The sequence below is a fragment of the Bacteroidales bacterium genome (genome assembly GCA_013141385.1).
Taxonomy (GTDB): Bacteria; Bacteroidota; Bacteroidia; order Bacteroidales; family Tenuifilaceae; genus UBA8529.
On sequence record JABFRB010000030.1, the window covers coordinates 12,351 to 27,364 of the forward strand.

Consider the following 15,014-nt stretch of genomic DNA (forward strand, 5'->3'; position numbering starts at 1 on the left):
TTTACGGCCTCAGCTGAACGTGATTATCGTAAACTTCATAAACCACAAAGGTCTTAAAGACCTTTGTGGTTTTGTAGGATAAAACGGAAGTTGCTAGTCTTTCTGGTTTCGATCTCAGGCGTAGCCTGTAGCAATAGAACGATGCAAGTACACTCAGCTAACTTGCGCCGAAAACAATCATTTTTGTTTTTGCTTACTGGTTCGGATGAACGGAGATTTTAATCAGAACATTTTCAATTAAAACCTTTAAACTACCATATCCATTTTCAAAAGTCGTATATTTCCAACCGTACCACCATGGTGTTTCTTTGAAGCCTTCTAACAATGGCTTTAAAAACGACTTAACTTCTTCATTTAACTCAGCACTCGCTTCATGTCTGCCAATACCATAGTAGATATTTGTTTCTTTCTCTATTAAAATAGCAAACTTATATCCATTGTACTCTATAATAACACCAACTTTTGGGAACTTAATTGCATTTACATAATCTACAGTAACCAAGTTAGGAAAATCAATTTTTAATTGTCTGAGCCAACTGTTCCAGCATTCTTTTTCTGTGGATTGCAACATCGACTTGATTTGCTCTTCAACTTTTATAAGTTGTGATAGTTTATTGGTTAATTTATAATGATTTTTTTCAGGAGTTGAATTTAATTCAAGAGCCTCTTTGATGTGTTTTTGTAATTCTGAGTTCATTTTATGATTAATTTTTCGGAGATTAAACATACCTTCTAAATAATCAATATATTGTTCTATAGTAGATTTTAGATAGACATCTTTTACTTTACAGTTTGGAAGTACATAATCAGTGAGCCAAGGTAAAATATCGTGTCTGAATGAAATTTGAAAATATCTTTTACTGAATAGTTCTCTATAATTAGTGCCATTTTCATTTATCCAACTTTGATTTTCAGGTTTTTTATTACCATATTTTGTTAGGTAAATAAAATAAATTTGGGTCTCTTTAAATCCCATTTTCTTAACTTTATCAATATATCGAGCTATTTGGGATACTTGATCTACTGCATCATGAATTTTGTTTTCAATAATAATAGCAAAATCTTTGTCAATAACTAATATATCAATTCTTTCTTTTTCAGAAGTAATTTGAGGTTTAACCGGTCTTTGATTAAAGTCAGCATTTTGAGTTGTCAAATAGCATAAAAAACTGTGAAGTATTTCAGATTTATTGTCATTTTTTTGTTTTAATAATTCTGCAAAGATTCTGCTATTTGCATTTTCATTTGCCCATAATAAATCCAAAATATTTATATGATAGGGTAATTTATTTTTCTCAGTTTGATAAATTGACATAAACGAAACTGTCAACTTGTTAATTTCATCAAAGTCAATTAGATTTGATATGTCGGACAAATGATAAATCTCATTAACTAATGCAATTGAATCACCAAACAGTTCTATTTCGTCATTCATATTTTAATTGAATTTCATTTTTTTACACATTTTGATTTAAGATTAATTAATTTGGTTTAAACCCAAAATAATTGTTGTTTATAAATATTTGTCTTTTAGTATTCTTGTTTGAACCGTTTGCCTTTCTTTTTTTGAGTGCCGCATCTAATTAATTATTCAGGTTCTCCGTATATATCCTCCAAAAATCAGAAAAATGTATACTTTTTTTATCGAACCCTATACAAAGTTAATATTTTATTTTAATGAAAGTCTTTTCTTTCTTCCTAATCGATTTACCAATGCAGGAAAGTCGAATTCTTTTCTTCTCGAACGATAGAATAAGGTAGGAAAGTCGAATTCCTTCTAAAGCAACTTCTTAAACTTTACAATTCCATACCTTTAAAAACTCCGAATTCATATCAAACTCAGAACGATTTAATCTATATAATACTCACAAAACTTTTCAGGATACTCATCTTGGAAGGTTTTTTCTTAAATGCCTGTTGCGAAACATTTTTTCTTTTGCTTGCTGATGTAAAGGACTTTTATAGATTTGTGAACTTTTCTTTTAATAAAACAGAATAAAAATGAAAGATTCTGAAATCTCAATGAACCCTAATGAGCTGGTTCAGTTTTTAAAGAAACCAGCAGATCAATTTACCAAGGATGACATTATATCTTTCTGCGAGGAGAATGGTATTGAAATGGTTAACTTCCGCTATGTTGCTGAGGATGGGAAGTTAAAGACCTTGAATTTTGTTATAAATTCCAAGGAACATCTCGATTCAATACTTTCTGCAGGAGAACGAGTTGATGGGAGTAGCCTTTTTTCATTCATTGAGGCAGGTAGTAGCGATTTGTATGTAATACCTCGTTATAAAACAGCTTTTGTAAACCCTTTTACAGAAGTTCCAACCATTGATATTCTTTGTACTTTCTATACCAATGAGGGAAAACCTCTTGAGAGTTCACCTGAATATGTTTTACGGAAAGCTCACGATTTATTTAAGAAAGAAACAGGAGCTACTTTTAAAGCACTTGCAGAACTTGAGTATTATGTAATTAGTGAGAGAGAAGATGCATACCCTGGTGTTGACCAAAAAGGGTATCATTCCTCCGAGCCATTTGCAAAATGGGAAGGCCTTAGAAGGGAAGCTCTTGTATTAATTGCAAAAGCTGGTGGGAAAATCAAATATGGACACTCCGAGGTTGGTTGCTTTATGACTGAGGATAAACTATACGAGCAGCACGAAATAGAGTTCTTACCAACCCCTGCTGAACAAGCTGTTGACCAGTTTGTAATTGCAAAATGGATTGTTAGAATGCTTGGGTATCAGTATGGTGTTGATATCAGTATTGCCCCTAAGATTACAGTTGGGAAGGCAGGAAGCGGCCTCCATTTCCATATGATGGCAGAGAAGGATGGTTGTAATCTAATGGTTGAGAATGGCAAGTTAAGCCCAATGGCTCGTAAGATGATTGCTGGAATTCTTGACGTTGCAGATGCTCTAACAGCATTTGGAAACTCAATCCCAACTTCATACTTAAGACTTGTGCCTCATCAGGAAGCTCCAACGAATATTTGCTGGGGAGATCGCAACCGTTCAGTAGTTATTCGCGTTCCTCTTGGATGGTCAGGTGCTCAACACATGATTCAAGATGCTAACCCTCAGGATTGCAAATGCCAGCCCGAAAGTGTTAATAAGCAAACTTTTGAATTCAGAGTACCCGATGGTTCTGCTGATCCATACCTTTTGGTTGCAGGGCTTATTATTTCATCTTTAAACGGAATCAAACGTCCAGATGCTCTTGAAGTAGCTGAGAAATTGTATGTAGATGTGAATATATTCAAGCCAGAATTCAAAGAGAAACTGGCTACACTTAAACAGCTACCACTTTCTTGCTATGAATCAGCCGAAGCGCTTGACGCAAAGCGTGCATCATTTGAGGCCAATGGCATCTTCCCAAAAGGTATGATTGATTCTCGAATCAAATATTTAAAGGCTTTTAATGATAAGGGTCTTAGCGAGAAACTTTATGGTAAAAACGACGAAATAGCTAAGTTAGTTCAACAATTCTTGCATATTGCATAGAATTAGGATATTATGTTTATTCAAAAAAAAGCCCCCTATGAATGCTTTATTCTCAGGGGGCTTTTTAATTTTTAATTTTCGTATATAAATTCAAAAAATTCATAACTTAGACGACTTTCGTTTTATGATTATGAGGAGAGAAAGAGGTGCTATTGTAATTACATCAAACGAATTAATCGTTAGTAGGGTTAAAGAAAATCTGATAACCTTAGGATTTACTGACTTTACTGTTATTCCAAATGCTGCTAGCATACAAACAGTTAAACCTAACTCATCCTTTGAACTTATAGTACTTGAACTCAATAATGAGAGTGAGGTATGGTTATCGGAGACAAAGGAAACTATTCAAAAATATTTTGGTTTTATAATACCAATAATCATTTATGCTGCCGAAGTTAGAGCAAAAGAGTTGGTGAGAAAGGGTCTTTTGAGTAATTTTGGTTATATCAATCATTCCTTTACACTTCGTGAGCTGGAATTGTGCTTAGAGGCTTTTATAGTAACAGGGAGTTCAATAGCCAAAAACGATTTACGAATAAATATTGGAGGATTTCAGGCTCTTTTTAATTTATCTCCTAGTGGAGTTATTATTTGCAATGAATCGGGTGAAATTATTAATGCTAATAGAATACTTTGCGACCTTTTAGGGTATAGTCTTGAAGAGTTACTTTCCATGCATGTTAAGGATATTGCTCCTAAAAATATTCATAAACAAATAGTTGAAAACATTCAAAGGATAATAAATGGCGAAACACTATATTCTGAAGTAATAAACATTTGCAAAGATGGTAGTATCAAATATTTCAACATTGTTGAAACACGAATTATACTTTCGGATGGTAAACTCGGTTATGTAATTATGTTATCAGATATTACTAAATGGAAAGAAATAAATATAACACTATCAGAATCAGAAGAAAAATATCGAATTCTCGTTGAGCAATCAAATGATGGAATAGCCTATGCCCAGAATGGCAGGTTGATTTTTGGAAACCCGAAAATATTAGAATTAATTGGTATTCCTTCGGAAGAGTTTATTGGTCAACCTATAGAAAAATTTATTTATTCTGACAAATCAGAAACAATAAAAAACAGATTCGAAAATCAGCATCTTGGAGAAAATATCTCTGATATTTATGAAACATCAATTCTAAGTGCAAATGGGAAACATTTACCTGTTGAGCTTAGCGCAAAAAATGCAAAGTTTAAAGGTGAAAACATAACAATAATATTTATTAGAGATATTTCGAAAAGGAAATTAGCAGAAAAATATTTGAGAGAGAGCGAGGAGAGTTATCGAAGTGTTTTTGATAATGCAAGTGAGGCAATTTATATTCAAGATTCAAAGGGAATTTTTCTAGATGTTAACAAAGCGGCCTTAAAACTCTACGGATATTCAAAATCCGAAATCGTAGGCCATACACCTGAGAAATTGTCAGCACCTGATAAAAATAATCTCGAAGAAACGAAAAAAAGATTGATCAAGGCATTTGAAGGAGAAACTCAATTCTTTGAATTTTGGGGTAAAGCAAAAAATGGGAGAATTTTCCCTAAGGAAGTATACCTAAATAAAGGGCGTTATTTTGGTAATGATGTCGTATTTGCAATGGCTAGAGAGATATCTGATAGAAAAAACGCTGAAGAGATTTTAATTGAGAGTGAAGAGAAATACAGAACTTTAGCAGAGCAAATCCCCGTTGGATTGTATCAAATTACTGTTGATGGTCGTTTTTTATACGCAAATCTTGCCCTTGCTAAAATAATTGGATTTAATTCAGTTGCTGAATTGATGCAACATAACTCGAATGAATTTTATCTCATTCCTAATAAAAGATTTGATCACGCTCAAAGAATAAATAATCAATCACAACAAATAAGTGATGAGTTAAAAATAATTCGCAAGGATGGCAAAATCATATGGGTTAGAGATAATGGACAAATTACATACGACAAAAAAGGCGAAATTCTATATATAGCTGGGGTAATCGAGAATATTACTGAGCAAAAAGAAGCTGACGAGGCACTTAGAAATAGTGAGGGTAACCTAAGAGCAATGCTAAATGCCATTCCAGATCAAATATTTAAATTTAACAAGGAGGGGGTTTATCTCGATTTGCCTGCAATAGAAAAGGAAGACTTTATTATCGAGTCCAATAAAATGAATGGTAAATCCATTTTTGAATTTTTCCCATCCGATTTTTGTAATACTCTACTTTCAAAAATAAACGAATGCTTGGAAACATCAAAACTCCAATCATTTGAATATTCAATAATGGTAAAGGATGAATTAAACTTTTTTGAAGCTCGTTTAGTTCCAATTAGAGTGAATGAGGTGCTATCATTTTTTAGAAATATTACAGATAAGAAGAAGACAGAAGAGAACATTAGAATGCTTGCTCAAACAATTATGAATGTGCAGGAATGTATTTCAATAGAAGATTTAAATAGTAAACTTATATATGTTAATCCTGCATTTTTAAAGACCTATGGGTATGAAGAAAATGAAGTATTAGGGCAAGATATTTCAATCATTCAATCAGTTTCAGTTGACAGTAATTTGCCTGAAATAATACTAGAGCGAACCCTTAATGGTGGATGGCAAGGGGAGTTAATAAACAAAAGAAAGGATGGAAGCGAATTCCCAATATCATTGTCAACCGCTGTTGTAAGAAATGAAAATGGAGAACCATTAGCGTTTGTTGGAGTTGCTAATGATATTACTGATAGAAAAGCTAGCGAACAGGAGGTTTTAGCAGCAAAGGAAAAAGCGGAGGAGTCGGACAGACTTAAAACGTCTTTCCTAGCTAATATGAGCCATGAGATACGCTCTCCAATGAATGCAATCCTTGGGTTTATTCGAATTCTTAAAGAGGAGGAAAACCTCTCTGAAGAAGGAAGGCAATACATTGAACTTATTTCAAACAGCGGGATGCAGCTAATTTCAATAATCGAGGATATTATAGATACATCTAAAATTCAAGCAAATCAGCTCAGATTGAGTATTCATGAGTTCGATCTTAATGCTCTTCTTTCTGATGTTTTTACAGTATTTAGCACTCAAATTAAGGAGAAACCTACGAGAAGCACCTTACTACTACCTCCAGTATTTGGTAATCCATCACCTTTCCTAATAAATTCTGATGATTTAAGAATCAGGCAGATACTAATCAATCTGTTGAGCAATGCAATGAAATTTACTCCAAAAGGTGTTATAGAGTTCGGTTATTCAATTATTATTGATGATGAAAATCCTTTAATTAAACTTTTTGTTAAGGATACAGGAATTGGTTTAGCTCCCGAAAAGCAAAAGTTAATCTTTGAAAGATTCCGCCAAGCTGACGACTCCTATACTAGAGTATATGGTGGATCGGGTCTTGGTTTAGCCATTTCAAAAGGTTTAATTGAATTACTTGGGGGTGAAATTTGGGTCGAAAGTGAAGTGGGTAAAGGATCTGAATTTTATTTTACTTTGCCAATAAATTGTGTATTCTCAGAAATAAGAGAAAAACCTGATAGTAGTAAAGTTGAAGATATTGGATTGAATAGAGTTGATGGGCTAAATTGGTCTAGTAAGACATTTTTAATTATCGAGGATATCAAAGAGATTCAATTTTACCTTGAAAAAATACTTGAAAGAACAGGTGTAAAATTACTTTTTGCCGACTCTTTAAAAGAAGCAAGGCGATTGTTTAATGATAATCAAAAAATTGATTTAGTTTTACTTGATATCCGATTACCTGATGGTGATGGGTATGATCTATCCCTTGAATTCAAAAGGGCTAAACCCGAAATTCCTATTATTGCCCAAACCGCATATGCAATGTATGGAGAAAAAGAGAAGAGCGCATCCTTTGGATGTGATGATTATATTACAAAACCCATTGACCCTGATCTTTTATTCTTAAAAATTCATAATGTTTTTCAGAAGGCAGAATAGTTTTAAAAATCCGATGAAGTTTATGAAGTTTTTACTACGGAGCTAATCGTTCTATTATCCACTCACCGTTCACAAACCTGTATTGAATTCTATCGTGAAGGCGATTGGTTCGACCTTGCCAAAACTCAAAAAGAGAAGGGCGGAGGAGATACCCACCCCAATTCGATGGGCGATTAATTGGCTTTTCTGAAAATTTATGATGATAATCAACCTGTAATGACTCAATATGGTTTCTATTTGGTATTACCTGACTTTGCGGGGATACCAATGCAGCAATTTTACTACCTTCTGGTCTTGAGTCAAAATAGTTATCACTTTCGGTCTCACTAACTCTACTTACATATCCTTCTATACGAACCTGTCGCTCAAGTTCAGGCCAAAAGAAAACAAGCGATGCATAAGGATTTTTCTCAAGTTCCAAAGCTTTCCGGCTATGGTAATTAGTAAAGAATGAGAACCCTCTATTATCAAATTGTTTTAGTAGAACAACCCTTGCCGAAGGCTTTCCCTCACGGGTTGATGTTGCAAGAATCATAGCGTTGGGTTCGAGAACTTTAGCATTTAAAACTTCATCAAACCATAAACCAAACTGAACAAAAGGGTCGCGATCAATCTCCTGTTCATCAAGTTTTTTAAGAGTATAATCCCTTCGAATGGAGGCTATATTTCGAGTACTCATTCTAATATCGGGTTGCTATCACTATCTAATTTTTCTTTTGCCGATGTAATTGAAGCGTTCAATTCAAACCCAAGGATTAAACCGAAGGCGTTAAAGTATAACCAAAGAAGGAAAACGATTAACCCTCCCAGAGATCCATAGAAAGTATTGTATTGACCAAAATTGTTAACATAGAATGAAAAAGCCAGCGAGGTAAGAATAATAAGTAAGGTTGCAAGCGACGAACCTCCTGAGAAAAATCTAAATTTTTCCCTTTTGGCAGGAGCTAAATAGTAAAGAAATGAAATACAAAAATAGAATAGGGCAATAATAATAAACCATTTACCAATATCTAAAAGGTAATAAGTCAAATCCATTTCAATCCACCCAAAGTTTATAGCCCAGGTTAAGGACTTTTGGCCGAAAAATATGAGTACTACACCAATCATCACTAAAATTGGTAGAATCAGGGTTAAAACAAGTGCAATGAGATGTTGTTCAAAAAACTTTCTGGTTTCGATAGTATGGTATGTAGCATTGAACGCTTCGATTAATGCATTAACCCCATTATGACTAAAGAAAAGCGCAGCAAAAAATCCGAAGGAAAGCAATCCTCCGCTCTTCATTGTTAGAACTTCGGTTAAAGTTGATTGAACGGTATGAAAAGCATAATCGGGCATTATTCCTTGTATCAACAAGAGTAGTTGAACCTGAAAATCTTTTACTGGGATATAAGGAATGAGTGTAAATAGAAAAATGAGAGTTGGAACAATTGCAAGATAAAAGCTAAAAGCTACCGCCGATGCTCGTGTTGTAATTGCCCCGTTTACAATTCCTTTGAAGAAAAATTTAATTACATAATACAAAGGAACCTCATGAAATCCAGGAACGGTAAAACTTTTTGCTTTTTTGATAGCAATTTGGTAGCTAATTTTAAAAAATCTTATTTGTCTTTGAATAAAACGATTGTTTTGCTTAATGCTCATAAGAGAATCCTATACTTTCTTTAGATTCATATCAATACTTTTGATCTGATGAGTTATTGCTCCTACAGATATAAAATCAACTCCACATTCAGCATAACCTCTTACTGTATCTAGGTTTATTCCACCGGATGATTCCGTTTCGAAACGACCATTAATCATTTTAACGGCTAGTCGGGTATTCTCGAGGTTAAAATTATCGAGCATAATTCTTTGAACGCTCCCAACAGATAATACCCTTTCAACTTCATTCAAATTGCGTGTTTCAACCTCAATTCCAATACTTTTCCCTGTTCTTAAGAGATAATTTTTCGCTTGTAGAATTGCATTCTCAATACTTCCAGCAAAATCAATATGGTTGTCCTTAAGCATTATCATATCGTAAAGCCCCATACGATGATTTTCACCACCTCCAATTTTCACAGCAATCTTATCAAGCACCCTCATACCAGGTGTAGTTTTCCGAGTATCAAGAATTTTGGCTTTGGTTCCCTCAATTTTTTTTACGTATTCATTGGTTTGCGTTGCAATTCCACTCATGCGTTGCATCACATTTAGAACTATCCGTTCGGCTTGAAGTAGCGAGTGAGTTTTACCTTCAGCAGTAAAAATAAAATCGCCCGAATTTACAGGAGTACCATCAATAATAAGAACCTCAAAATCAATGTAGATATCTAATTTACGATAAATTCTTTTAGCAATTTCAACCCCAGCAATTATGCCCTGTTGCTTAACCATTAACCGAACCTTTCCCTTTGCGGATTCTGGTATACAAGAAAGCGATGAGTGATCACCATCGCCAATATCCTCCGCTATAGCTAAATCAATTAGGCTATCAATTAGAATATCTTCCATTGTTGATTAAAGGGATTATTAATTTGAATTATTCGTTGACTCCTTCGTCGTTTTGCTCAATCCTAAGCTGATGAATAAGAGTTTGGTTATTCTCTGTTTTCATAAAAAACGATACTCGAAGATTACCGCTTTTTACAGTTAAAGTTCCTATCGCAAAACTTGATACATCTTTTACACCCTGATGATTAATAATAAATTTGGTGGGCTTATTCTCTTCAAAAAAATCTTTAAGAAGAATTTCAGCTTGTGATATGCTATAGAAATTTTCTTTCCCTACAATCTCAAGCTCAACGGTTTCGGTAAAATACTTCGAAAGTTCCTTCGAATTACCAGTTTGGAGTGCTGTGGATACCTTTTTCATAACATCCGTTGCATTCTGACTCATTGTAAATGCAAATACAGTCATAATGCTAAGCGCTAATATTATAAGAGGTAGAATTTTAGTTTTTATCATTTTCTTTTTTTTAATATTTATCCAGTATACTACTTAGGATAACAAAGTTTAGACCAAAAAGCTAGAGCCATTAAATGGTAAATTTAATTTAGAATTGGCAAAATACCTAATTTTACCTAAAATCAGATATTCAAAACTTATTGTAAATTGCTTGAGTTCGTTGAACAAGATATTATATTTACCAAATCCCCTTAAGGTTTGATTTTTTTGCAATCTAATAAGCTGGTTAATGAAGATAACTCTAATAGTTGTTGGCAAAATAGACAAAAGGTATATTCTTGATGGTTTCACTGAATATGAAAAAAGACTTTCACACTACTGCAAACTTGATGTCAAAGTGATACCTGACATAAAGAATTCAAAAGCGATGACGCCAGCTATTCAGATGCAAAAGGAAGGAGAATTAATCCTAGCTGCAATTCGTTCATCAACAGAGGTTATAATTCTTGATGAGAGGGGGAGTGAGTACACATCAATAGATTTTGCAAGATTTATTGAGAAAAAAGCCGTATTGGGATTAAAAGAAATTACATTTATTATTGGTGGACCATACGGTTTTTCGCCCGATGTAAAATCAAAGGCTACGGCAATGGTTTCGTTATCACAGATGACTTTTTCACATCAAATTGTTAGGTTAGTTTTTATGGAGCAGCTCTACCGGGCAATGACAATCATTAAAGGAGAACCATATCATCACGAGTAAAAATTAGTTTTCTAGGTTAAAATATAAGAAGCGGCTTAGTTTTTGATGCAATTAAAGTCCAAAAAAAACAGCTATGAATTATAAATGGTTTCATTCAGCTATCCTTTCAATTGCGGCTATTGGCTTCTTTTTACTTTCGGAATATTCGCCATCTATATTATCATCTCTGTCTAGATCTGAACCTAACTTCAAAAAAATTGAAAGAAAAATCCAAAAGGATTTAAATGAAGCAGAACGTTACGCTCAATTTTTCCTCGATAAATCTAGTAGATATGGTATTAGCAGGGTTTTTAAAATTTACACAGACAGTTTAAGTGAGGAATTGGCTGAAAAAAATATTTCAATTCTACTTTTTAGAAATGATAAACTCGTTTTTTGGTCCAATAGCCTTGATTTTAAAAGTAATGCGATTGATAAATCAAAATATTTTCTCTGTAATAATCAAAACACTTGGTATGTTGGACAGTGGGCGACTGAAAAGAGTGATAAGGTGTTAGCATTACTTCTATTGAAGCATGAATACCCATATCAAAATAAGTTTCTGGAGAATGGCTATAACCCTAAATTCAATGATTTGAATGGGTATGTAATTGCTGAGCAGAACGATAATAATACTAAGAAATTAATGCTAAAAGATGGCACAACTATTAGTTTTAAGAACAGTAAAAAGCAACATAACGACTGGTACAGTATTATCAAATCTATTCTTCAATGGATATCATTCTTGTCGTTGCTAGGAGTTGTGTTTACTTTTTTCAATCACCAATATTTTAGGAATAAGCATTTGCTATTTTCAATTACTAGTACGAGTTTAATCATTCTTCTTAGGTTATTGAGTTTAGAGTTTGGATATCCAAACCGTGGGTTAGGAGAGCTTTTTAGTCCAGAAATATATGCCCATTCAACATTAAATCCCTCTCTTGGAGATTTTCTAATAAATGCTATTCTTGTCTTCACTTTAGTATTGCTGATTTATAGGAAATACAGACTTTCCAGTATCACAGTATCCATTAGGTTTAAAAAAATCTATGTTATCGTTTTATCCGCTTTAGTTTGGGGTGTCTATATTTTGGTTGATAGTCTTTTTTCATCGCTTATAATGCATTCTACTATTACTTTAGAAACCTATAGAATTTTTAACCTTTCAATATTTTCGCTCCTTTGCTATGTTGCCATATCTTTTTGGATTGTTTCTTCATTGCTCCTTACAGATTTATGGACAAGCATTTTCAGGAAAATTTTTAATGAGTCAACCTTAGCTTTAAATGCACTATTTGGTTTCATTGGAGCATATACCATTGGCATTACATTGGGTTATATGCCTACAATTTACGGATTACTTTGGGCCATAGCCACGTTTAGTTTACTCTTTAGACTTAGATATAGGAATCTTCAGATTTCAACATCATGGTTTTTGGTTTTGTTATGTTTTCTTGCGCTTTACGCCGTTCTTTTAGTATCAGACTTTACATATCGTAAAGATCGTGAAGTACGAAAGGTATTGGCAATTAATCTTAGTAACGAAAGAGATCCAATAGCGGAGACCTTATTTAGTTCTCTTAAGAGGAGATTAGAGGCTGATACGATAGTACATCAATATCTGGAAGATATTCAAAAGCATGATATTGAGATGTACGGTTATTTGCAGAACTCATACTTTAATGGATATTTTAAAAAATATAATTTTCGAGCAACAGTCTGCTATCCGGGGTCTGATCTTATAATGGATAATTCCGATCAAAAGGTTGACTGTAATGGATTTTTTAATGATTTGATAAATGTTTATGGCATAAGCATTCCAGGTACATCGTTCTATTTTTTGAATACTCAAAATGGACGAATAAATTACATTGGATATGCAGAATGTAATCACAAATCTAGGACATCCAGACTTTATATCGAATTTGATTCAAAAATGAATCTTGAGCAGTTGGGGTACCCTGAATTGCTTCTTGAGGAAAAATTTATTAGCAAATCAAAACTTCCTGTTTACTCTACAGCGAAATATCACCAAAATCAGCTAATAGCTCAAACGGGTGATTATTCCTACAGGCTAGAGAGTACATTTAAGCTCGATTCAACTCAAAAGTTTGACTTCACAAATCTTGGCAAATATAACCATCTGGTTTACAGAAACGATGATGACGATATTGTTATAATCAGCAGACCCCGAGAAACGTTACTAAATACAACGGCATCATTTGCTTACATATTCTTCTTTTTTGGACTCGTACTTACACTCTTGTTCAAACTAGCATTATTCCCAATAAGAACAAGATCTGAAATATCCAGTTTCAAGTATAGGATAAAGACTGCAATGATCTTAGTCGTTTTTCTTTCACTTATTCTAGTAGCAACGGTTTCAGTTATTTATAGCATTAAGAGTTTTGAGAAAAGAAGCATCGATAATCTTAGCGAGAAACTACTGTCTGTGATGGTTGAGATAGAACGAGATTACGGAAAAGAAGATCTATTTACACCATCCAACTACGATTTTCTATCAAATAAACTATTTCAGCTATCAAATATTTTTTATTCTGACATTAACCTTTACAGTACATCTGGCATATTGCTTGGTTCATCCCGCCCCGAAATATTCGAAAGAAAATTGCAGGGAAGAAATATGAATCCAGCCGCTTGGTATGAAATGGCCTACTGCAATACCCAAAAAATTATTCATAAGGAAAAGATAGGTAATATGTCCTTCCTTTCGGCTTATGTTCCATTAATTGATCAGAACAGTAATATCATAGGCTACCTTAATTTACCGTATTTTACACGTCAAGGGGAATTTATACTTGAACTCTATTCTATAATTGTTGCAATTATCAATATATATGCGCTAATCACGCTATTTGCTTTTGTTGTGGCGATAATAATATCGAATCAGATTTCCAAGCCACTTGAGTTAATTAGAGAGAAAATACGTAATGTAGATATTTCAGGTCATAATGAACCTATAAAATATATTAGCGAGGATGAGTTAGGCCAACTAGTAAAGGAGTACAATAGGATGGTACTGGAACTTGCTGATAGTGCTGAGAAGTTAGCTAGAAGTCAACGTGAGAGTGCTTGGCGCGAAATGGCTAGGCAAATTGCACATGAAATTAAAAACCCTTTAACTCCCATGAAACTTAGCCTTCAGCATTTAATTAAGGTAAAACAGGAGGGGAGCGAGAATTGGGATTTGATGTTTCAGAAGTTTTCTGTATCCCTTATTGATCAAATAAATAGTTTATCGAATATAGCAACTGAGTTTTCAAACTTCGCTAAGATGCCCGTTTCATCTATTGTTGAGGTAAATATGAATTCAATTGTTGATGAAATATTGACCTTATTCTCAGGGTATAACAATATTAAATTCACCTATGTTAATGGGTGTGGTAGACAGATTACTGTTAAGGGGGATAGAGAGCAGCTATTTAGAGTTTTTGTAAATCTTACTAAAAACGCCGTTCAGTCCATTGAAAAAGGGAAAAGAGGGGATATTAAAATTGAGTTATCTTGTAAAGATAAAACAGTGATTGTTAGTGTTGAAGACAATGGTAAAGGTATACCCGATGAACTTAGTCCAAAATTATTTAGCCCAAATTTTACCACAAAATCCAGTGGTATGGGGCTTGGTTTGGCAATTGTAAAGGGAATTGTTGAGAGTACGGGCGGTAAGATATGGTTTGAAACGGAATTAGGTAAAGGAACAAAGTTTTTTGTGGAACTGCCATTGAATTCCAATAATTAGATTCAGAATAATAACCAATATGAGTGTCCGTTTAAATAACAAAATCAAACCTTTATCCTGTCATTCCTGCGAATGCAGGAATCCCATTGTTTACATCCAGATTCCGGGACTTCGCCCGGAATGACAACTAAGTATGTTTATTGAAATAGTAATCTAAACGGATACTCATATAACCAAA

At 33.7% G+C, this 15,014-nt stretch carries 9 protein-coding genes; 4 read left to right on the forward strand and 5 right to left on the reverse strand.

Translation table 11 applies throughout. From position 1 onward, the window contains the following. Positions 1 to 193 precede the first annotated feature (193 nt). Positions 194 to 1,435 carry a PD-(D/E)XK nuclease family protein gene (locus HOO91_16620; protein NOU19182.1) on the reverse strand — a complete coding sequence of 414 codons (1,242 nt, stop codon included), beginning with the start codon at positions 1,433 to 1,435 and terminating at the stop codon, positions 194 to 196. Between the two features lie 566 nt (positions 1,436 to 2,001). Here HOO91_16620 and HOO91_16625 point away from each other — a divergent pair. Continuing rightward, a complete protein-coding gene (locus tag HOO91_16625; protein NOU19183.1) occupies positions 2,002 to 3,507 on the forward strand; it encodes a glutamine synthetase in 1,506 nt (501 codons plus the stop codon). 130 nt (positions 3,508 to 3,637) lie between these two features. Next, the gene (locus HOO91_16630; protein ID NOU19184.1) at positions 3,638 to 7,444 is read left to right on the forward strand and encodes a PAS domain S-box protein; all 3,807 of its coding nucleotides are present in this window, start codon (positions 3,638 to 3,640) and stop codon (positions 7,442 to 7,444) included. A gap of 34 nt (positions 7,445 to 7,478) precedes the next feature. On the opposite strand, the gene pdxH is transcribed toward HOO91_16630, so the two are convergent. From pdxH to HOO91_16650, 4 genes are read right to left on the reverse strand one after another with little or no spacing between them, the layout of a single operon-like run. After that, entirely contained in the window at positions 7,479 to 8,123 is a 645-nt protein-coding gene (pdxH, locus tag HOO91_16635) for a pyridoxamine 5'-phosphate oxidase (protein NOU19185.1), read from the reverse strand. Beyond that, on the reverse strand, positions 8,120 to 9,088 hold the full coding sequence (locus HOO91_16640) for a YihY/virulence factor BrkB family protein (GenBank protein ID NOU19186.1): 969 nt from the start codon (positions 9,086 to 9,088) through the stop codon (positions 8,120 to 8,122). Before HOO91_16640 ends, pdxH begins: the two co-directional genes overlap by 4 nt. Before the next feature lie 9 nt (positions 9,089 to 9,097). Then, positions 9,098 to 9,940 (reverse strand): carboxylating nicotinate-nucleotide diphosphorylase, encoded by an 843-nt coding sequence (gene nadC, locus HOO91_16645; protein NOU19187.1) that lies wholly within the window; start codon positions 9,938 to 9,940, stop codon positions 9,098 to 9,100. Between the two features lie 28 nt (positions 9,941 to 9,968). Next, positions 9,969 to 10,394, reverse strand: coding sequence for a DUF4783 domain-containing protein (locus HOO91_16650; protein NOU19188.1), 426 nt, complete (start codon positions 10,392 to 10,394; stop codon positions 9,969 to 9,971). 229 nt (positions 10,395 to 10,623) lie between these two features. On the opposite strand from HOO91_16650, the gene rlmH reads away from it, so the two are divergent. Beyond that, positions 10,624 to 11,097 carry a 23S rRNA (pseudouridine(1915)-N(3))-methyltransferase RlmH gene (gene rlmH / locus HOO91_16655; protein ID NOU19189.1) on the forward strand — a complete coding sequence of 158 codons (474 nt, stop codon included), beginning with the start codon at positions 10,624 to 10,626 and terminating at the stop codon, positions 11,095 to 11,097. A 73-nt stretch (positions 11,098 to 11,170) separates the two neighbouring features. Then, positions 11,171 to 14,836 (forward strand): GHKL domain-containing protein, encoded by a 3,666-nt coding sequence (locus tag HOO91_16660; protein ID NOU19190.1) that lies wholly within the window; start codon positions 11,171 to 11,173, stop codon positions 14,834 to 14,836. The last annotated feature ends 178 nt before the right edge of the window (positions 14,837 to 15,014 follow it).

What these genes read in the sequence shown, in the direction of transcription:
- HOO91_16620 (NOU19182.1), bottom strand. Translation starts at nt 1,435, where the DNA reads ATGAATGACGAAATAGAACTGTTTGGTGATTCAATTGCATTAGTTAAT.
- HOO91_16625 (NOU19183.1), top strand. Translation starts at nt 2,002, where the DNA reads ATGAAAGATTCTGAAATCTCAATGAACCCTAATGAGCTGGTTCAGTTT.
- HOO91_16630 (NOU19184.1), top strand. Translation starts at nt 3,638, where the DNA reads ATGAGGAGAGAAAGAGGTGCTATTGTAATTACATCAAACGAATTAATC.
- pdxH (NOU19185.1), bottom strand. Translation starts at nt 8,123, where the DNA reads ATGAGTACTCGAAATATAGCCTCCATTCGAAGGGATTATACTCTTAAA.
- HOO91_16640 (NOU19186.1), bottom strand. Translation starts at nt 9,088, where the DNA reads ATGAGCATTAAGCAAAACAATCGTTTTATTCAAAGACAAATAAGATTT.
- nadC (NOU19187.1), bottom strand. Translation starts at nt 9,940, where the DNA reads ATGGAAGATATTCTAATTGATAGCCTAATTGATTTAGCTATAGCGGAG.
- HOO91_16650 (NOU19188.1), bottom strand. Translation starts at nt 10,394, where the DNA reads ATGATAAAAACTAAAATTCTACCTCTTATAATATTAGCGCTTAGCATT.
- rlmH (NOU19189.1), top strand. Translation starts at nt 10,624, where the DNA reads ATGAAGATAACTCTAATAGTTGTTGGCAAAATAGACAAAAGGTATATT.
- HOO91_16660 (NOU19190.1), top strand. Translation starts at nt 11,171, where the DNA reads ATGAATTATAAATGGTTTCATTCAGCTATCCTTTCAATTGCGGCTATT.